Source organism: Desulfotruncus arcticus DSM 17038 (assembly GCF_900113335.1).
Classification (GTDB): Bacteria; Bacillota; Desulfotomaculia; order Desulfotomaculales; family Desulfallaceae; genus Desulfotruncus; species Desulfotruncus arcticus.
Genome location: NZ_FOOX01000022.1, coordinates 46905 through 67262, shown reverse-complemented (window position 1 = coordinate 67262; position 20358 = coordinate 46905). Strand labels below are relative to the sequence as shown.

The 20358-nt window shown below is 46.4% G+C and carries 19 protein-coding genes; 8 read left to right on the top strand and 11 right to left on the bottom strand.

Translation table 11 applies throughout. The features are described 5' to 3' along the window. Positions 1–8: 8 nt before the first annotated feature. Positions 9–461, bottom strand: a complete 453-nt coding sequence (locus tag BM056_RS22395) for a MarR family winged helix-turn-helix transcriptional regulator (protein WP_092474719.1) — start codon at positions 459–461, stop codon at positions 9–11. Between the two features lie 606 nt (positions 462–1067). On the opposite strand from BM056_RS22395, the gene nikB reads away from it, so the two are divergent. The 8 genes from nikB to BM056_RS22355 all read left to right on the top strand — a co-directional run bounded on the left by nikB (position 1068) and on the right by BM056_RS22355 (position 9646). Beyond that, positions 1068–2006 (top strand): nickel ABC transporter permease, encoded by a 939-nt coding sequence (nikB, locus tag BM056_RS22390; RefSeq protein ID WP_092474716.1) that lies wholly within the window; start codon positions 1068–1070, stop codon positions 2004–2006. Between the two features lie 3 nt (positions 2007–2009). After that, a complete protein-coding gene (gene nikC / locus BM056_RS22385; protein WP_092474712.1) occupies positions 2010–2936 on the top strand; it encodes a nickel ABC transporter permease subunit NikC in 927 nt (308 codons plus the stop codon). 18 nt (positions 2937–2954) lie between these two features. Further along, positions 2955–3947, top strand: coding sequence for an ABC transporter ATP-binding protein (locus BM056_RS22380; protein WP_092474709.1), 993 nt, complete (start codon positions 2955–2957; stop codon positions 3945–3947). Then, positions 3881–4963, top strand: a complete 1083-nt coding sequence (locus BM056_RS22375) for an ABC transporter ATP-binding protein (protein WP_337833537.1) — start codon at positions 3881–3883, stop codon at positions 4961–4963. Before BM056_RS22380 ends, BM056_RS22375 begins: the two co-directional genes overlap by 67 nt. A gap of 83 nt (positions 4964–5046) precedes the next feature. Next, positions 5047–6588: an ABC transporter substrate-binding protein gene (locus BM056_RS22370; RefSeq protein ID WP_092474703.1), complete on the top strand. Its 1542-nt coding sequence runs from the start codon at positions 5047–5049 to the stop codon at positions 6586–6588. 331 nt (positions 6589–6919) lie between these two features. Next, a complete protein-coding gene (locus tag BM056_RS22365; RefSeq protein ID WP_092474700.1) occupies positions 6920–8101 on the top strand; it encodes an acyl-CoA dehydrogenase family protein in 1182 nt (393 codons plus the stop codon). 17 nt (positions 8102–8118) lie between these two features. Further along, entirely contained in the window at positions 8119–9321 is a 1203-nt protein-coding gene (locus BM056_RS22360) for a CaiB/BaiF CoA transferase family protein (protein WP_092474697.1), read from the top strand. 46 nt (positions 9322–9367) lie between these two features. Then, entirely contained in the window at positions 9368–9646 is a 279-nt protein-coding gene (locus tag BM056_RS22355; protein ID WP_092474694.1) for a hypothetical protein, read from the top strand. 229 nt (positions 9647–9875) lie between these two features. On the opposite strand, the gene BM056_RS22350 is transcribed toward BM056_RS22355, so the two are convergent. The 10 genes from BM056_RS22350 to BM056_RS22305 all read right to left on the bottom strand — a co-directional run bounded on the left by BM056_RS22350 (position 9876) and on the right by BM056_RS22305 (position 20357). Beyond that, entirely contained in the window at positions 9876–11783 is a 1908-nt protein-coding gene (locus BM056_RS22350) for a sigma 54-interacting transcriptional regulator (protein WP_092474691.1), read from the bottom strand. A gap of 365 nt (positions 11784–12148) precedes the next feature. Next, entirely contained in the window at positions 12149–13057 is a 909-nt protein-coding gene (locus BM056_RS22345) for a UxaA family hydrolase (RefSeq protein WP_165613671.1), read from the bottom strand. Positions 13058–13120: 63 nt separating this feature from the next. Beyond that, positions 13121–13828 (bottom strand): FadR/GntR family transcriptional regulator, encoded by a 708-nt coding sequence (locus BM056_RS22340; RefSeq protein ID WP_092474685.1) that lies wholly within the window; start codon positions 13826–13828, stop codon positions 13121–13123. 98 nt (positions 13829–13926) lie between these two features. Further along, positions 13927–15660, bottom strand: a complete 1734-nt coding sequence (locus BM056_RS22335) for an FAD-binding protein (RefSeq protein ID WP_092474682.1) — start codon at positions 15658–15660, stop codon at positions 13927–13929. Positions 15661–15707: 47 nt separating this feature from the next. Beyond that, positions 15708–16433, bottom strand: a complete 726-nt coding sequence (locus BM056_RS22330; protein ID WP_092474679.1) for a succinate dehydrogenase/fumarate reductase iron-sulfur subunit — start codon at positions 16431–16433, stop codon at positions 15708–15710. Between the two features lie 18 nt (positions 16434–16451). Then, the gene (locus tag BM056_RS22325) at positions 16452–16778 is read right to left on the bottom strand and encodes a succinate dehydrogenase/fumarate reductase transmembrane subunit (protein WP_165613670.1); all 327 of its coding nucleotides are present in this window, start codon (positions 16776–16778) and stop codon (positions 16452–16454) included. Between the two features lie 27 nt (positions 16779–16805). Beyond that, entirely contained in the window at positions 16806–17195 is a 390-nt protein-coding gene (gene sdhC, locus BM056_RS22320) for a succinate dehydrogenase, cytochrome b556 subunit (RefSeq protein ID WP_092474673.1), read from the bottom strand. 74 nt (positions 17196–17269) lie between these two features. Beyond that, positions 17270–17863 carry a FumA C-terminus/TtdB family hydratase beta subunit gene (locus tag BM056_RS22315; RefSeq protein ID WP_092474670.1) on the bottom strand — a complete coding sequence of 198 codons (594 nt, stop codon included), beginning with the start codon at positions 17861–17863 and terminating at the stop codon, positions 17270–17272. Between the two features lie 16 nt (positions 17864–17879). Then, positions 17880–18782, bottom strand: a complete 903-nt coding sequence (locus BM056_RS22310) for a fumarate hydratase (protein WP_238456613.1) — start codon at positions 18780–18782, stop codon at positions 17880–17882. Between the two features lie 408 nt (positions 18783–19190). Next, positions 19191–20357, bottom strand: a complete 1167-nt coding sequence (locus BM056_RS22305) for a UxaA family hydrolase (protein WP_092474667.1) — start codon at positions 20355–20357, stop codon at positions 19191–19193. Position 20358: the final 1 nt, after the last annotated feature.

Sequence of the window (20358 nt, the reverse complement as noted above, 5' to 3'; positions counted from 1 at the left end):
TTTCATTATCAAACATTCCTTTCCATATCCGAAATATAATCGACAGCATTCTTGGATATTTTTTTTAACATATTGAGCAACAGATCTCTTTCATCCTCTGAAAAACCTTGAACTAGAATTTCTGTCCACTGTTGCATCGCAGATTGAAATTGGGTCTTTATACCCAGGGACATCTTCGTAAGAAAGAGCAAATTGATCCGGCGGTCTTCTTCACTTGATTGACGTCTGACAAATCCCAAGCTTTCGAGCTTTTGGACTGCCCGGGTAGTTGTGGTCTTATCCATATTTAACTTATGGGCCAATTCATCCTGTGAAATGCCGTCTTTTTGATACAACACGTTCAAAAATTCCCATTGACCGGCTCCAACGCCATATTGGATGACATTGCGTGATTTATAGATCATACTATAACGATGAATCGTTGAAATCCATTTTCCTACTGACTCATGATGGTTCGACAATACTGACACATCCCTTCTTAATTAAGTTGCATTTGCAACTTAATTAAAGTATATACTAAATAAGTTGTATATGCAACCATCAAAAAAACATGTTAAAGTTAAAAGATGGAACTGGTATAGAAACAATATATATGTACAATCTATGGCAGAAAGTAAAACTACAACGGGACAGGTACCGTACGAATGCGCATATATAGTAAATAACGGATTTGAAACATATTTTAAGTAACTTTTATTATGAGCATAATGTACTCAAAAATAAATCATATTACTGTCGCTCTATAATATTGAAAGATGATAAAGTTTATTATACAATGTTGATGTAATTAAGATGGTAAGAACCATCTTCAAGCGACGCAAAAATGCGTTGTTAGCTTTGATCTGATAATTCTTATAACTTAATGTTAAACTCAATGGCCATGAAGGCTCATACTCACCGGAAGTGGATGGGGCTTTTATGGCTTTTTATTTTTAAGTCAAGAAAACCATGAAAGTGCCGCACTACAAAAGCAAGCGCGCTTTCCTGGTTTTTTTATTTTACCGGACTTAAGAGGAAAACAATACCATTCAAACGCCTTAGTTCATTTTTCTCAGGGGTGGTCCTGTTTGCAACGCTATCTGCTAAAACGCTTGTTTTACCTGCTGCCGGTAATGCTGGGGATATCTGTCATTACCTTCGGACTTATAAACCTGGCCCCCGGCGACCCGGCGGAAATCATTCTCCGGGTGGGCGGAGCCGAGCCGACCCGCGAGGCGGTAAACGCGCTCCGTGCTGAACTGGGTCTGAATGACCCGGTTTATATCCAGTACCTGCGCTGGCTTTGGGACGCGGTGCACCTGGATTTCGGCGTTTCATACCGCACCGGGCTGCCGGTGACCCGGGAGATACTGTCGCGATTTCCGGCCACCCTGGAACTGACCCTGGCGGCCATGACGTTTATGATCCTGGTGGCCCTGCCGGCGGGAGTGCTGTCGGCGCTTTACCGGCACGCTTTCATTGACCACCTGACCCGCGTCTTCGCCCTGGTGGGCGCGTCACTGCCCGGTTTCTGGAAAGGTCTGATGCTCATTTACCTGTTTGCCGTGGTCTGGGGCTTGCTGCCGGTAATGGGGCGGGGCGGCCTCAGGCACCTGGTGCTGCCGGCGGTGACCCTGGGCTTCGGCATGGCCGCGGTGTACATGCGCATAATCAGGGCCGGCATGCTGGAAGTGCTGAACCAGGACTACATCAAACTGGCCCGGGCCAAAGGGTTGCAAGAAAGGTGGGTCATCGGACGACATGCCTTAAAAAACGCCTTACTGCCCACGGTGACCTTATTCGGCATGAGCCTGGGGCACTTGCTGGGCGGCACCGTCATCGTGGAAACAATCTTTGCCTGGCCCGGCGTGGGCAAATTCGTGGTGGACGCCATTTTCAACCGTGACTACCCCGTAATCCAGGGCTATGCCATGTTTATGGCCCTCATTTTCGTGCTGGCCAACCTGCTGGTGGACCTGTCCTATGGTTTGCTGGACCCCCGCATTCGCCTGGAAAGGGGGAAGTGACAGATGAAAGGCGGTACACAAAAAACCGGCAGCCCGGCGGGCGGGCTGCCCGTAACCAACATAACCGGCCGGCCGGCAGGCAATAAAAGCATGCCGGTCACGGCGTTAAACAGACTGCTGGCGGATAAGCTGGCCCTGGCGGGGCTGGTGATTATCCTGGCGGTGGTGATAGTGGGCATCATGGCCCCTTACCTGGCGCCCAACGACCCGGAGAAAATTGTATTATCACAAAAACTAGCTGCCCCGTCAGCAGCATACCCCCTGGGCACCGACCACCTGGGGCGCTGCATTCTGTCACGGCTCATCTACGGCACCAGGTTGTCGCTCAGCACCGCAGCCATTGCGCTGGTTACCATTATGCTGATCAGTATTCCCCTGGGCACCCTTTCCGGGTACCTGGGCGGGCGGCTGGATAACCTGGTGATGCGAGTGATCGACGTTTTACTGGCTTTCCCCGGGCTGGTCCTGGCGCTGGTGATAGCCGGCATGCTGGGACCCGGCTTAATGAATGTAATGATCGCCACCGCGGCGGTATGGTGGGTGGGCTATGCCCGGGTGATTCGCGGCGTGGTCCTATCCGTCAGGGAAAAGGAATTTGTGCTGGCGGCCAGGAGCAGCGGCACTTCTCACTGCGGTATCATTGTGCGCCATATTCTCCCCAACGTGCTGTCACCGGTTATTGTGCTGGCCACCCTGGATATGGGCAGTCTGATACTGGCCATATCCGGGCTGTCTTTCCTGGGCCTGGGCGCCCAGCCGCCCACTCCCGAATGGGGAGCCATGTTAAATGACGGCCGGCCGTACATGCAAGTAGTGCCCCGGCTGATGGTTTACCCGGGCCTGGCCATCATGACGGTGGTACTTGCCTTCAACTTACTGGGAGACGGGCTCAGAGACGCCCTTGACCCCAGGGGGACAACCAGGCGGTGATATGGAGGTTGACTTAACATGCCGGGAAACGCGGTTCTCAAGGTTGACAATTTACATACCGTATTCAACACCCCCGCCGGGGTTGTTCAAGCCGTCAACGGTGTCAGCTTCACGCTCGAAGAAGGCCGGACCCTGGGCATCGTGGGCGAAAGCGGCTGCGGCAAAAGCGTGATGGCGCATTCCCTGCTCAGATTGGTAGACCCACCCGGGTTGATCTCCCGGGGCCAGGTCCGGCTAAACGGGTACAACCTGCTGGCTCTGAGCAATGAACAACTGCGCCGGGTACGGGGCGCGGAAATGGCCATGGTTTTCCAGGACCCCATGACGTCGCTCAATCCGGTGCTTACCGTTGGCAAACAGGTATCCGAAACTATTTTGTCCCACCTGAACCTCTCCGGGCTGGAAGCCCGCGACAAAACGCTGGCCTTACTGGCCAAGGTGGGCCTGCCCAACCCGGGTAAGATGTACAACCGCTTCCCCTTCCAGCTTTCCGGCGGCCAGAGGCAGCGGGTGCTGATTGCCATAGCCCTGGCTCTCCAACCAAAAGTGTTGATTGCCGACGAGCCGACCACCGCTTTGGATGTGACGGTGCAGGCCCAAATCCTGGGCGAGCTTAACCGGCTCAAAAGTGAGTTCCACACCGCCATTGTCCTGATTACCCACGATCTGGGGGTCGTTGCCGGAATGGCCGACGAGGTGGCGGTGATGTACGCGGGTGCTATTGTGGAGCAAGCCCCGGCTGTGGAAATTTTTGAAAACCCCGGGCACCCTTATACTTGCGCCCTGCTGCATTCCATTCCCCGGTTGGGCGGGGCGAACAAGCTGAAACCGGTGCCGGGACAGCCGCCCAACCTTTTGGAATTGCCCGGACACTGCGCCTTCGCTCCCCGCTGCCCCGGGGCAGACAAACGGTGCCGGCGGGAAAAGCCCGTCTTGCAACCCGTTTGTTCCGGCCACCTGGTGGCCTGTCACCACCCTGCCGTGCTACCGGCATCCGGGGCGGTGCTATGATGAGTTTGCTTGAGGCAGCCGGTCTGGCCAAAGCTTACCCTGCGGAGAACGGCCTGTTGGCCCGCTCCGGAGAATTAATCAGGGCCGTCGACGGAGTATCATTCCAACTGGAACGCGGGGAAACGCTGGGGCTGGTGGGCGAAAGCGGCTGCGGCAAAAGCACCCTGGGACGTTTGCTGTTACGCCTGGAAGAACCCACGGCGGGTAAAATAACTCTGGACGGCCGGGACATTACCCGCTTACCGGAAAACCGGATGCGCCAGCTGCGCCGAAAAATACAGATTATCTTTCAGGATTCTTACTCTTCCCTGAACCCCAGGCAAACCGTCGGTTCCATTATCAGCGAACCCCTGGCCAACTACCGGATAGCCTCTAAACAGGGTATCCGGCAAAAGGTTGGGGAACTGCTTGCAACCGTCGGTCTGGACCCCGGCCTCGCTTCCCGTTACCCCCACGAGTTCAGCGGGGGACAGCGGCAGCGCATCAACATCGCCCGGGCGCTGGCGCCGCAACCCGGGATTATTGTTTGTGACGAGCCGGTATCCAGCCTGGACGTTTCCATCCAGGCGCAGATTCTTAACTTGCTGAAAGAATTGAAACAAAGCCTGGGCCTGTCTTATATCTTTATTTCGCATGATCTGGCGGCGGTCAGTTATATCAGCGACCGGGTGGCGGTAATGTACATGGGCAAATTTGTGGAAGTCCTGGGCTGCCGGGAACTGGAAAAACAAGCGCGCCATCCCTACACCCGCGCGCTCCTGGCGGCGGTGCCCCGGGCCGACCTGCGGCGCAGGGTGCAGGCGGCGGTCCGGGGCGAACCGCCCGACCCGCTGCACCCGCCGGCGGGCTGCCGCTTCCACCCCCGCTGCCCCATTGCCGTTGAAAAATGCAGGATCGAAGAGCCGCTCCTGCAGGCAAGCGGAGCCGGGCACCCGGTGGCCTGCCACGCGCCCGCTGAGCTGGGTCAAGGTTTGGTGCGGGCACAGCTGCCGAGAATTATTGATCAGTTTTTCTAAAAAACAAAAACTCCGCCTGACATGATTACGTGACCGGTGACAGAAGGGTGGCGGTAACCAGTTGTTGAAGGGAGGATTTATTAATGGGCAAAGGCAAGGGAAAGTTATTTTATTTAGCCGTATTGCTTGTCGCCATGCTGCTGCTGGCCGGGTGCGGCGGCCCGGGGGACACGTCAGGAACGGTTGCGCAGGAGCTTGTCGTCGGGGTGGGCAGGGACTTTTACAGCGGTCCGGAATCCGGCAGCTGCGTGCACGGCAGCACGGGAGTGTGGGAAAGCCTCACCTACCTGGACGAAAACCTGGAGCCGTATCCCCAGCTGGCTGAAAAACTGGCGCCGGAGGATGGGGGCAAAACATGGCTGGTTGACCTCAGGCCCAATATCCGGTTTCACGACGGCACGCCTCTGAACGCCGACGCCGTTGTGCAAAGCGTGATGCGGTTTAAGCACAACCTGAAATTCGACGAGTACGAAACCTTTTTGCACCTGGACAGGGTGGAAGCCCTGAGCGAGGACCGGGTGAAGTTCAGCTTTTCCTTACCGGAGCCGGCTTTCCCGGCCAAGGCGGCTTACCACGGCTGCCCCATATTCAGCCCGGCCAGCTTTGACGCCGGCGGGAAAATCGTGTCCCCCATCGGCACGGGGCCGTTCAAGTACGCAGGGCACAAGTCCGGAGAAGAGCTGGAAGTAATCCGCAACGACGATTACTGGGGTGACCAGCCCAAACTGGAAAGAGTGCTGTTCAAGGTGATACCGGACCCGGCCACCCGCCTGGCCGCCCTGCAAACCGGAGAAGTGCAGGCCGTAGTCGACGTGGGTGGCATCCTTCCGGAGCAGGCGCCGGTAATAGAGGGGGACAGCAGCCTGGAACTGCTGTCACGTCCCGTGACCACCTCGCATTACCTGCTTTTCAACAACCAAAAACCTCCCTTCGACGACCCGGCGCTGCGCCGCGCGGTCAACCTTCTTATTGATCGCGATGAACTGGTCGACCAGTTATTATACGGATACGGCGAACCGGCGGGAACCGTGTTTAGCAGTCTGGCCGGCGCGTGGGCAGTCGACGGGCTGTGGAAAACCGACCGTGAAGAAGCCGTTGCCCTTGGGGCACAGGTAAAAAATACGGAACCACATAAAGTGGTGTTCGCCATAAACTCGGCCCTGGCCAACCGCTGGCCGTACAAGCCCATTGCCGAAGTAATGCAGTCGGAGTTTAAAACCCTTGGCCTGAACGTTGAATTGCAGGTGCTGGAAGCGGGCGCCTGGGCGGAAGCCTTGCAAAACGGCGATTATCACCTTTCATTAACCCCTTATTCGCTGATGACCGGCGATCCTGATTTCTTTTTCGGCCGCTGGGTTTATTCACGGGGGCAAATGAACAACCAGCGCGGCATTGGTTACTCCAACCTCGAGGCGGACAGGCTGGTTGAAGCTGCCTGTGCCGAAGGGGACCAATCTCAAAGGCAAGCAGATTACGCCAGACTGCAGGAGCTGGTTGCCCGGGACGTGCCGCTCAGCCCGTTATTCCATGATGTATGCCTGTATGCCGTCAGAAAAGATGTTAAGGATTTAACTATAGATCCGTTTTTTAAACCCAGCCTGGATAAGGCCTGGCTGGCACAGTAGTTACCGGAAACCGGCTATATTACACAGTTGATCAGCAGGCTGGAGCCCGGAACTCCAACCATAGAACAAATCAAGTTTTCTTATACCAAATTAGTAAAGCATATACAAGCAGTAACAAAGTTACATTTTAATGTAACTTTGTTACTGCTTTTTACGTTACTATAATGGTTCGGAATTGCATGTAATCTTTCCAAAGAAATTTACATTGTTTATCAACAATTGTCCTGCATTATAATTTTAAGTTTGCTATAAAATGAGCATATTTATTGGCATTTAAATTGCTACTAGCTATTATGGAAAATTATTAACAATTAAAGAAAGAGGGAAAGACATGGATTTTCAACTTAACAGAGAACAAAAAATGTTAGTGGATTTGGCACGCAAGCTTGGAAAGAATGAGTTTGCTCCCAAAGCGGCTTACTATGACATTAATCATGAATACCCCCATGAAAATGTAAAAAAAATGCTTGAAGCAGGTTTTCTGGGGATGACGATTCCCAAAAAATACGGAGGAGTTGAAAGACCCTTAATCGATGTTATCCTGGTTATTGAACAAATTGCCCAGTTTTGCGGTATCAGCGGGCGCATAGTAGTTGAAACCAATATGGGTGCCCTAGGAGTGATTATGGCTTATGGTACCGAAGAGCAACGCAAGAAAGTAGCCAAAAGGGTTTTGGAACAAGGAGACAAACCCGCCATCGGCATGACCGAGCCCAATGCCGGCACCGCCCTCACTTCTTTACAAACCAAGGCGGTGCAAAAAGGAAGTCATTACGTACTAAACGGGCTAAAACATTGGATTACAGGAGGTGGTATAGCACAAACAAACTTAATTTTTTCAAGAATTATTAATAAAAACGGTGTGGATCAGGGCATTGGAGGAGTTCTGGTAGATAAGGGAACTCCAGGATTTAGTTTTGGGAAAATTGAAGATGCTCTGGGTCTCAGGGGGATTCCGGAGACCGAACTTATTTTCGAAGACTGTGAAATACCCGAAGAGAATATTGTTGTCTGTGATCCCAGGGAGGGATTCAAAAAATTAATGAACGGTTACAACGCTCAACGCATTGGAGCAGGAACGGTGGCATTGGGTATTGCCCAGGGAGCGCATGATCTGGCTGTGGATTACATGTTGAAGCGTGAACAGTTTGATAAAAAACTTTGCGAATTTCAAGGATTACAGTGGATAACAGCCAAAGGCGAAATGAGTTTAAACGCAGCTCGCCTGTTGTTATATAAAGCAGCCTGCAATGCTAAACAACTACCTAATAATGTTATGTTACCGCATATGAAGGACGCTTCCATAGCCAAGGCCTTTACTGCACATGCGGCATTTGAAGTAGTAAGTGATTCTTTACAAATGTTCGGTGCAACCGGGTATTCACGGGAACTCCCCTTAGAGCGAATGCTACGCGATGTTCGCATGTTCCAGATTGGTGGCGGTACGTCTCAAGCTCAACTTAATATGATTGCCAGAAGTGTATTTGGTAGAAAGTTCGATTTTCGTAAATAAAATATCTCAAGTTAAAGATGGTGCTGATAATGGAACAACCCTTGAATAAAATAAGAACTCTAGATTTTACAAGGGTTCTAGCCGGACCTATGGCAACACAAATATTGGGTGATTTGGGTGCGGAAGTAATCAAGGTGGAATCACCCGGGGGAGATGAAACAAGAGCATGGCCCCCGATGTTTAGCAAAGATGAAAGCGGCTATTTTTGTTTTCTCAACCGGAATAAAAAAGCCATCACTTTGAACCTGAAAAACAAAAAAGGGAAAAAGATAGCTGTTAAGCTGGCAAAAAAAGCGGATGTAGTAGTAGAAAATTTTGCTCCCGGGGTTGCCAAAAGGCTGGGCATTGATTATGAAACTTTAAAACAAATTAAACCCGACTTGATATATTGTTCTATCTCAGGTTTCGGTCAATACGGTCCTTACCGGGACAAAAAGGCTTACGATCCGATTATCCAGGGGATGACTGGGCTAATGTCCATTACCGGTGAAAAGGACCGCCCTCCGGCCAAAGTAGGAATTCCTGTCACTGATTTAGTGGCGGCACTTCACTCGGTAATCGCCATACAATCCGCGCTATTATACCGTAAGGAAACCGGAAAGGGGCAATATATTGATATAGCGCTGTACGATTCGATGATTTCCATGTTAACCATTATGGCCGCCGAATATTTTGCCACAGATACTGCTCCAGGCAGGTTCGGTTTTGACCATGCCCACCGGATTCCAGCCCGGGCCTTTGAAGCAAAAGACGGTAAATATGTTCAAATTGCGGCAACCAGTGATGTTATGTATCCTAAATTCTGTAACGCCGTGGATCTTCCTGAATTAATTAACGATGAAAGGTTTAATACCAATTTAAAGAGGGTGGAAAATCGTAAAATCATAACACCGATACTGGAAAAAAAAATGCGCACTAAAAACAGTAACGAATGGCTCAGGTTGTTTGAAAAAGCAACTTTGCCTGCTGGATTAATTTTAAACTTGGAAGAAGTATTCCAAGATAAGCACCTGGCTACCCGGGATATGGTGCTCGAAACAGAACATCCCAATGTAGGCATAATCAAGCTGTTGGGTTTTCCTTATAAGTTTTCCCTGACCAATCCTAAAATAAAATACCGTCCGCCTCTTTTAGGCGAGCATAATGAAGAGGTGCTGTCACAGTTATTAAACTACACCAAGAGTGAAATAGAAATACTGCGGAAAGAACAGGTAATATAACTGGGAAATTAAGAAAAAGGAAAAATACTCCAAAGGAGGATTAATCATGAGCAAGTACGATATTTTTTCAGCTGTGGCAATTCAACCTGAAATTAAATCTGTAGAGACTAAAGCGGATATTCAGAAAAACCTCAAGCGGACATTAGAACTTATTGATGTTGCTCCGCAAGTGTCGTTAACTGCTAAATCCAATTATAGTGAGCCAAACTGGGCGCCAGTTAAGCTAATTTCTTTTCCAGAATTTTTTCTGCAAGGTCATGAAGGAAATTGGCCTTATCAACATTATTTAGATAACGTATTAATTGAACTTCTAAAATATAGATAAGTTAAAAACCCATAGTTTATTTTAAATCGTACTAAAAACTCTTGTGAAATATTGAGCAAACCGAAATCAAGGTGGCAGAGTAAGCACTGCCACCTTTTTTATCAGCATCATACTATTCATTGTTTCAATGTTATATTGACATATGCCTTATTATGCATAAAATGCCCATTTCCACATACCGGAGAGCCATATCTCTTTATCTTGTTATTATAAAATACAGCATATGGTTTTAAATATTTATCTTTTTAAGCCAGCGCCATAAGGTCATACGACTAACCCCCAATTTTTTGGCTGCCGCCACTTTATTTCCGTTTACATCTCTCAAAACCTTTAAAATACTTTCATCAGTGACTTTTCGCTCGGAGCAGGCATTCAAGCTTGTTGGGATGCTCGTTCTTGTCTTCATTGCGTCAACCAAAGGTATATTTTCCGTCACTTCATCCAATATTTGCATAAACTCAACCTTACTAACCATTCCCTTAAATCCTTGGAATATCACCATCAATCTTTCTATAATATTCTCCATTTGCCTGATATTGCCAGGCCAATATAAATTATTAAACTTACTTATTATTAAGGATACATAAGGGTCCAGTGCTTTCGGTAAGTTTAGATTATTAAGCAGTAGCGGAATATCGTCAATTCTTTCCCGCAATGGTGGCAAGTCCAATTTCAAAACATTAAGCCGGTAAAATAGATCCTCTCTAAACAAGCCTTCCTGCACCCTATGCCATAAATTTCGATTAGTAGCGGATATAATACGAATATTTACATTGATTACCTTGTCGCTACCAATTCTCATAATTTCCTTTTCTTGTAACACCCTTAGCAGCCTCGCTTGCATCTTTAAAGGAATTTCACTGATTTCATCTAAAAAAATGGTGCCTAGATGTGCCAGTTCGAACAAGCCTGCTTTCCCCCCTCTTCGCGCCCCGGTAAATGCCCCATCCTCATACCCAAATAATTCACTTTCAAGAAGTGATTCAGGTAAAGCGGCACAGTTTATAGCAATAAAAGGCTGGTTACTACGCCTACTGTAATTGTGTATGCTTTGGGCAAACAATTCTTTACCGGTTCCCGTTTCACCGTAAATAAGTATGGTTGAATCAGAAACCGCATAGCTTTTAGCCCTGGCTACAGTCTCTTGAATCCTTATACACTTGCCAATAATATCAGTGAATTTATTTTTAGCGTATAATCCCTTTTTGTGTAATTTTTGTCTAACTCTAGCTTCCGTTTGCTGCAGTGTGTTGACATCCTGGCATGTGGCTACTATACCTTTTACATTACCTTTGACTATAATTGGCACATGAGTTACCAGTATATTTAAGTTACCAATTTTTTTTATTTGATCTATTTGGGGTGATTCGGAATGTAATGCCCTTGTTAACTGTAAACCGGGCGCAACCTGGTCTATGTGCTTTTCCAAGGCAAAAGCCGGTTCCATTCGCAGGATCTTTTGAACTGCCGGGTTAAACATTTTGATAAGGCCCTTTTCATCGGTAGCAATAATACCACAATAGGCAAAGTTTAAAATAGCTTTCAGACGCTCAATTTTTTCCAATTCCTGCCTGCGTGTGATAACTAATTCACATGCTGTTTTCATGGCATTCATTATTGCTTCCCTGGAATAGACCACGTAATTACGTATTCCATGCTCTGTTGCCAAATCACAAATTATAGTGGTTCCCACCACAAAATCATAACCTTTTTTTCTGATTTTATTAATTATATTTAGCAATTCGTGCTGATCATTATATACATATTCATCCAATCTAATTTTTAATAATTCCTCAATATATCTCAGTTCCTGATAACTTTTTTTAAAGTTTACCACTGCAACGGTATCGGTAGAATCTGTTTTCGCATTCATAAGCGTCTTTAGCAAGTCAAAACCCGTTACCGAAAAGCTGACAACTGGTATGTTTATTTTGTCCCGCATCATTTCACCCGTCGCCCCTCCGGTAATGATGGCATCCACGCTATCTTGCAGTTCGAGTTTTTTTGCAATTAAAAGAGCTTTGTCAAACATTTCTTCTATTATTTGTATATCAAAATAACAATAAGTTTGTATTTCGTTATATACCTTCTTAATTTCATTATTTAACCTATGGGAATTAAAAATTACAATATTCATTAGTTTAACAACCTCCTTCTCAAATAATTGAAAAGTTGCCAAACATAAATTAATTAATTATTAAATTGGAATTATTTTTCTTTCGCCGAAGGTTTAGAAATTATTCTATTTCTGCGCCTATTATTCTCGGAACTTTACTAAAAAACCACAGTCTCAAAAAACAAAAGAGCCACCCTGAAAACATTATCAAGAATGGCTAGTTTAACAACTCATGCAATTAATTTTTCTAAATAATAATGGAAAACTTAAATTGTCTATAAACAATCCGGTAAAAATAATTTTAATGCATTATAGAAGCATTAACTTTATAGAGTTAAAAATAGGCCTCTTTTAATAGGCCTATCTCACCCCTTATCAATCCCAGTTTAAAGCATTAAAGTTTCGGCCTTTGTCAATTTACCGGAAGCCGTAGCGATAATTTCATTGATTATTAATAAACGATACTCATTAGCATCATATCGTTTGTAATCCAAACCGCTTAAATTCAGTTCAATACTGTCTTCCAATGTCTCGTAACAATTTTTATCAGTAGTTATATTAATTACGGGAACAAGGGCGTTGTTGCCGGCAAATAAACTGTCTGTCGCCGCTAAAACCACCTGTACTCCCTTTAAAACCATGCTCCGCATTATTTCATTTGGGTCCTTCGATAGCTCCAGCTCGTATAAGCCCCGATCTTTACCCACAGGATCATCAACACCCAGTTTTTTAACAACATGGAGGCTGTTGATTTTGTCTTTTTTGTCCACTACCTCCCTGGCTATAACAATGCGCACGTTGTTATTTTCAATGATATCCCGCATACACGGTAATAGTAAATCAGCTATTTTAGTATCTTCCTTATAAATAATACCCAATGTCAGCCTGGAAAGAAGCGATAACTGGCGCCTGTAAGTGCTAATTTCTCTGGCTATGGACACAGCGGCCCGGGTAGACCTGGCAACAGCTTGAACCGGCCCCCCCGCGGCGCTTATGTCAATTACTTCGACAGGCTTACCAATTAGAGACATTTCCCTGGCTATATTTTCACTTAACCCCTGAGATTGTATCCCCAGCAATACCGCTCCCGCAACATTTGGGCTGTTTATTATAGCCAATAGATATTTAGCAAATGATTGGTGTCTAACCGGTCCATAGACAACCGGAACAGCATTATAAATGGTATCAGCGACTTTTAAACATAGCTTGTCCGCTGCTGGATCGGTAGATATCAAGAGCAAATGATTGCGGCTTCCCACGCTGCCATCCGGTCTAATGAATCCTAAAAATTCCATAAGCATCACGCCTTAATCTTATTCCATTACAGACCTCAATAATGGTCTTGATTGGGTCTAATATTATTTTTCTATGGTTTTTTCCACGCTTTCAATATGCTCATACATTGCTTGCATAGCTTTCTGGTCATCGTGCTCTAGAATGGCTTTGGCAATGGCTTCATGATCATTAATGGATTGTGCCGCGCGCCCAGGCACTATTGCTGTTTTGGTACGCGCCTTGTCCAGCACATCAAATAAACCGGACATAATCTTAACCAGAACCTCGTTGTGTGATGCCTTTATTATCGCCCCGTGGAATCTCTCATCGTACTCTCTTGCCAGTGCAAGGTCAAGTTTTCTTTTTTTGGATAACTTAACTTCGGAGATAATTGTCTCTAATTCTTCTATTTCCTCGTCAGTGGCTCTTTGAGCCGCCCACGCTGCAGCCTGGGTTTCAAGAACCTTTCTTATCTCGAACAACTGCTTTATTTCATCTTGGCTTAAAATTAGCGCATCAGCAACATTACTGATCACAGAATCAATACTTGCTTCCTTGATAAACACACCATAACCCTTTTTTATCTCAACCAAACCCATGGCAGCCAACGTCCTAATCGCTTCTCGCACTGACGTACGGCTGACATTGAAAATATTTGCCAGTTCTCGTTCCGGTGGCAGTTTATCACCACTCTTTAGTTTACCGTCGGCTAAAAGTTCACGGATTTGTACTACAATCCTTTGGGACCTGCTGGATTTTTCTGTTACAACTGGCTGAAAATGGTTTTGCATTGTCCCAACTCCTATCTTATAAAATATAAACAATCCATATTAATTTTATAAATGCGACGTACCTCCATTTAAAATAGGAAGCACGCCACATTATTTCATCAATATTTGATATTGGACTTTCTAATATCGTTGGCGGAAAACTTAGAAGCAATTATTGGTTTAGCGTAATTTTCCAGCTGTAGATTCCCCTTATTTTTAAGGTAAATATTCACAAGCCAGTTTTGATTATCTGTTTCCGTATGGTCAGACCTGTAATGAGAGCCGCGGCTTTCTGTCCTCAACAAAGCTGATTTAGCCACAAGGCGTCCAACTGTTATCCAGTTTGTGACGTTTATGATATCGTTCCATTCCATATTATACCTGTTTAGCGTTCCTTTTGCAACACAGGCTTGTCCTGCCATTTCCAGCAGCTCATCCAACCTGTCAACCGCTTCCTGCAGTTTTAGGCCGTCGCGCACCACGCCAACCTTTTCCCACATTAAAAGTTTGATTTCATCCCTGATGGGATAAATATCTACCCCGTTGCTGCGTTTATACAAATAAAGCCAGCGCCTCTTGATTTTCTCAACTTGTTCCTGCCGATATGGCCTTAATATTTCCTGTTCAGCAAGAGCCGCCGCAGTGTCGCCGGCTCTTCGTCCAAAAACAGTGGACTCGCAAATGCCGTTGCCGCCAAGGCGGTTGGAGCCGTGCACCCCGCCTGAATCCTCACCGGCAACCAGCAACCCTTTTAAGTTTGTTTGGCAATGGATGTCAATTTTAACTCCACCCATTTGGAAGTGCGCGGTTGGGCTAACCTCTACAGGCTCCCGGGCCAGGTCTTTACCTATATCTCGTACACGTTCACACATACCGGGAAACTTATTTTCCACAAATTCGGCACCTAAATGAGTCATATCTATCATTACACCCTCGTTTTCGGTGCCCCTGCCGGCCATAATTTCCATGTACCCTGCTCTGGCAACGCGGTCACGGGTTGAGCGCTCCATCCGTTCGGGGTCATAGCGTTCCATGTACCTCTCACCCAGGCCGTTAATCATATAACCGCCTGCGCCCCGCAAGCCTTCTTCCAGAACGCTTCCGCTCAGCCTTGACTGTCCGGCCAGCAGCCCGGTCGGGTGGAACTGCAGCATTTCCATGTCCACAAATTCCGCACCGGCCCGAAAACACATGGCCATACCGTCCCCGGTCTTGTCAAAAGAAGGTGCGGATATCTTATACATGGAGGCTGAACCGCCTGTAGCAACTATTACAACTTTAGCGCTGATAACAAAAATTTCACCCGAGCGAACATTGGCCATAACAGCTCCAATCACACGGTCGCCTTCTTCAGTGGTAAGCAAATCAAGGCCTCGAGTTTCCTCCAAAATTTTAATTTTTTCTTCCCGGCGGAAAATTTGGTCGGTGAGCCGGGATATTATTTGAATACCACTGAGGTCAGCAACGTGAACGGTCCTGTCAAAGGATTGTCCCGCAAAGGCCTTTTGGTGGATTTGGCCGTCCTCCGCCCGGTCAAAAAAACAACCTACCTTAACTTCCAGCTCATGCACTGTTTTTGGAGCGTCTTTTACCAGCGTCCAGGCCAGATCCTGGTTATTTACAAAGCCGCCCCCTTTGATGGTATCCATGAAATGTTTTTCAACAGAGTCCGCCGGGTTCAGAACAACGTTCAATCCACCCTGCACCATGCGACTGCAGCCACACTTGCCAATCAATCCCTTTGTCGCCAGTACCACATTTAAACCGGGGTTATTATCATAAACATGCAACGCTGCAAACAAGCCTGCTCCACCACTACCCAGAATTAACACGTCAGTTTTAATTTCATTCACAAAAAGCCACGCTCCTTACACCTCTTATTTCAAGACGTCTTTGGTGATCATTTGAACATGCCGAATTTTTGCAAAACGCTACGTTTCTTTAACTGCTGGATCGATTTGGTGGGAATCAGCTTTTTGGGACATACTTCCGCACAGTTGAATTGGTCGTGACATCTCCACACCCCGTAAGAACGCCCGACGATTTTTAGTCTTTCAATCCTAACGGCATCACGTTTATCCGCTATTAGCGTATAGGCTCGGTTTAAAGCCGCCGGACCGATGGAATCTTTGTTCGTGGCGACCATGGAACAGGCGCTGTAACAGCATCCACAAGTAATACAATCCAGCATCTGATCGATAAATTCTCTTTCGCCTGAATCGGGTCTGATTACAGCCGGTTCGGTCAGCTCACTTTTAGCCACAAAATAAGGTTTGATCTTTTTCCATTTTTCAAAAAACGGTGCCATATCCGTTGCTAAATCCCTGATAATCGGCAAATTGGGGAGCGGCATAATGGTGATGTTATCGGTCCCAAGGCTCGTTACCTGAGTTCGGCAGGCCAGTCTCGGTTTACCGTTGATGTACATGGCACATGAACCGCACATTCCGATACGGCAGGAACAACGAAATGCCAGGGTTTTGTCGATATAGTTCTGTACATGCATCACGACGTCCAGCACCGCCATATTCTTAATCAAAGGCACTTTATATTCATCAAACCTGGGCTCAGCATCAGCCTCCGGATCATAGCGGAATATCTTAACATTAATTTCTTGCGAGGACAATGTAATCCGCCTCCTAAGCTATATAATAAATTGCACAACCGAATATAAACCAACTCCGAATAAAATTACTCCCAGAATAACAAGTATACAAATCGTAATAATTCTTGCCCTTAGCCCCATATCGACCATAACGGTATATAATCCGTTCAGGGCGTGGAACAATCCAAACAATAACAATAATATATAGATAGCCACATACGAACCAGTAACCAGTCTGTCTCTGGCTTCGGAAAATTGTATGATTTCAGCCGGATTTGCAACATAAAGCAACCACAAATGCAAACCTAGGACAACCAGCAGCAAAGCGGCGCTAATTCTTTGCAATAACCACGTTATAGCGTTCACGAGCACACCTTCCCCCGTTGGTATTGTTTAGGAAAGTTTGACCATCATTACATAGATCCACAAAGCGGCACCCAAAACCATGGCCACCCAAAAAATTTCCTTTTGCCTTGTAAAACCTATTCCAATATCAAAAAGCAGCAGTCGGATTCCATTTAAGCCATGATAAATTATCGCTCCCACCAGAAGCAGTTCCATGTAGTGCAGCACTGGATTAGTCATTAGCGCAGTAAGTACGGCGTTAAAAGCTTCATTGCCTTTAATGAGTGAGAAAGCCATGAGCGTCGCATGAAGCAGTAAATATAACACAAGACCGATACCGGTTATGCGGTGCAGAATCCAAGCCCACATGCCTACCGCACCCCATACCTGGCTGTGTGTAGCATATCTCTGCGATACTGCCATCTCCCGGTTGGGCATAAGTTCTTCCTCCTTAAAGATAATGATATTGATACAAGTCCATGGGCTTTATTAGCCCACGGACTTGCTCTTATTTATTCAACTCCAATTTTTTTATAGATGCCGTCTAATTTGGCGGCCGCCTTGGCTTTAACATCAAAATATAAATTGTTGCCGTGAGAATCCATGGCCACAATTAGGGGACCGAAATTCTTAGTCCGGAATTTCCAAATAGCTTCGGGCATTAGATCTTCCCACCAAACATCCTCAATTTCCAGAATTCTTTCGGTTTCCCACGCAGCTGCTCCGCCAACGATAGCAAGATAACAACCACCGCATTTCTTCATAGCTTCCATACTTGCTTCCATCATGCCCGCCTTGCCGATAATAGCCCGCACTCCATATTGTTCCATTAGGCCCGGCGTAAACCTGTCCATACGACTGCTGGTAGTTGTTCCAATACAAACGGGCTCATACTTGCCTTCCCCAACTTTGCGCACATTCGGTGCGGTATGTATACAGGCCGCACCGGTCAGGTCGGTAGGAGCCGATACTTTACCATCAAACATACGAATTAAATTGGCATCCCTGATTCCAAAAATGATTCCTTCCAGGGTAACCTTATCACCAACCTTAAGTTTTCTTACATCTTCTTCGGATAATGGAGTTTTTAAGGTGTATTCAGCCATTATTATCCCCCCCTTTCTAATAACCTAATTCGTACTTGCCGTCTGCGCCGAGGATAGCCTTTGCGCGGCGTGCCGGCCAGCACTGAATATTAATTGCCACGGGGTTTTGAGTAATGTGAGTGTAGGCATGCTCAACATTAACGGCTATGGCGGAATTCAACCCGCCCAATCCCATGGGCCCAATACCCAGTTCATTGATTGCTTCAAACATTTCCTTCTCAAACGCAGCCATTTCCGGATCCGGGTTCTGCGAGCCAATGGGGCGAGTCACTGCGGCCAATTTGGCCAGTTTTACACACATATCCGCCGTTCCGCCAATTCCGACCCCGACAATATAAGGAGGACACGGGTTCGCTCCAACCTGCGTGGCAATTGTATCGAGAACAAATCTTTTTACTCCGCGCACACCTTCAGCCGGAATTAACATTTTTAGAAAACTCATATTTTCCGAACCTGATCCCTTGGGAACCATCAATATTTCTACTTTGTCGTTGTCCTGCACAACATCATAATGTATTGACGGTATACGATACCCTGAACTGTTTTGGTTATTTTGGCGTTTAAAAGGCGATACAACACTGGAGCGCAGCGGGTGCTCCACGGTAGCCCGCTGACAGCCCTTGATAATAGTTTCTTCAAGCTGTACAAAGTCAACGCTCAGTTTATTCCCTACCTTGACAAAATATATGGGTATGCCCGTGTCCTGACAGATCAAACGATTTTTCTCATCGGCTATTTTTATGTTCTCCAGCATGGTTGACAAAACTTGTTTACCGGTTTCAGTCTCTTCTTGTTCATATGCTTTTTGCAAAGTTTCCCTTACATCAGGCGGCAAATCCTTCAGGGCCTTGATGTATAACTCTTTGCACAGTTCTTCAACGGTTTTGTAAAAAGAATCCGCCACAGTTTGTTTTATCACATTTTTCCCTCCTTTGTTTAATTATGTAGTTGCTGTTTACGCAAAGTTCTTTATAAAGAGCCGTTTCCCCCCTTTGTTAATTTTGTTAACGATAGATTAATCTTCAATAAATTGATCTCCATATAATTGATATTTAATTAACTATTTAAGAATGGAAATCTTAGATATGTTTTGGTATTACCTCTTTCCTCTGACATCAGACTAATTATAACACCAATTTTTTCATAGATGCAATAGTTATTAAATGAAATTTATAGCCTAGCTAAAACGCTTTAATAGCCCTGGAAGCTTCCAAACCGTATTAAGCTCTGATCTGTGTTTATTTGTTAAAAGGCCTCTTACAGTCAGGATATTTTGACTGTGAGAGGCCTTTACTTAAGTGCCTTAAAATTAATTATTAACTTATACCTATGCGCTGCGATAAAGCTTGGTAAAGACAAATTCCTGGTGACCAAGCGCTTCGGCACAAGTAAACCGGCCATTGCAAACGCGGATCATCATATCCAGCAAAGCATCCGCAGCCTGATCCAAGTTCATTTCCCGGCGCAAAATACCGCTTACATCAACATCGATATGTTCTTTCATATCAACAACGGTAAGGGGATTGGCGGAAAGCTTGATCACCGGCTCAATCGGGTTACCTATAATATTACCCTGCCCCGTTGGGAAGAAATGTACCACAGCCCCGGAAGCCGCCCACAGCGTTACAGCCTCGGCAGCTGCCGATGAAGTGTCCATATACCACAAACCTTTGGAAACCGGAGCTTCGGCAGGCTTTAACACGTCAACATATTTTAAATTGCCAATCTTTTGGAGATTACCCAAGGCTTTCTCTTCAATAGTGGTTAAACCGCCAGCAATATTACCCTTGGTGGGCTGGGAGCCGGAAAGGTCAACTCCCTGGCTTATAATGAACTCGTTATATTCATTCCAAATTTGGTAATAAGCTTCACCCACTTCAGGAGTGGCGGCATGTTCTTTACAGATATCTTCCGCGCCTGTAATCTCGGAAGTTTCACCAAAACTACAAGTTGCACCGGCAGCCACAAGCTTTTCCAAGGCCCTACCGACTGTAGGGCAAGAAGCCAAGCCGGAGGTAGTGTCGGATTCACCACATTTTACCGAAACATATAATTCATCAACAGAACATTCCACTTTTTGAATTTCCGTTGCCCACTGGGTGTACTCTTGAGCTTTCCATGAAGCGCGTTCGATAGTTTTATGCTGTCCATTGCGTTCAATAGCAAACCCGCATACGGGTTTACCGGTCTTGGCAATACCGTCCACGATAACGTTAGTCCATTCGGGCTCAATTCCAATTACAACAACTGCTGCAACGTTGGGGTTGCTACCGATTCCTATTAAAGTCCGGAAGGTCAAATCCAGGTCTTCACCGAACTGCAGGCGACCATATGCATGCGGTAAGGCTATTGTTCCCTTAACATTGTGAGCAACAGCTTCACATGCTGCATTGGAAAGGTCGTCCAAAGGCAAAATAATAACATGATTACGAATACCTACTCTGCCGTTTTCACGGCGATAGCCCATAAATTTCGCAAACTTGTACTCTGACATA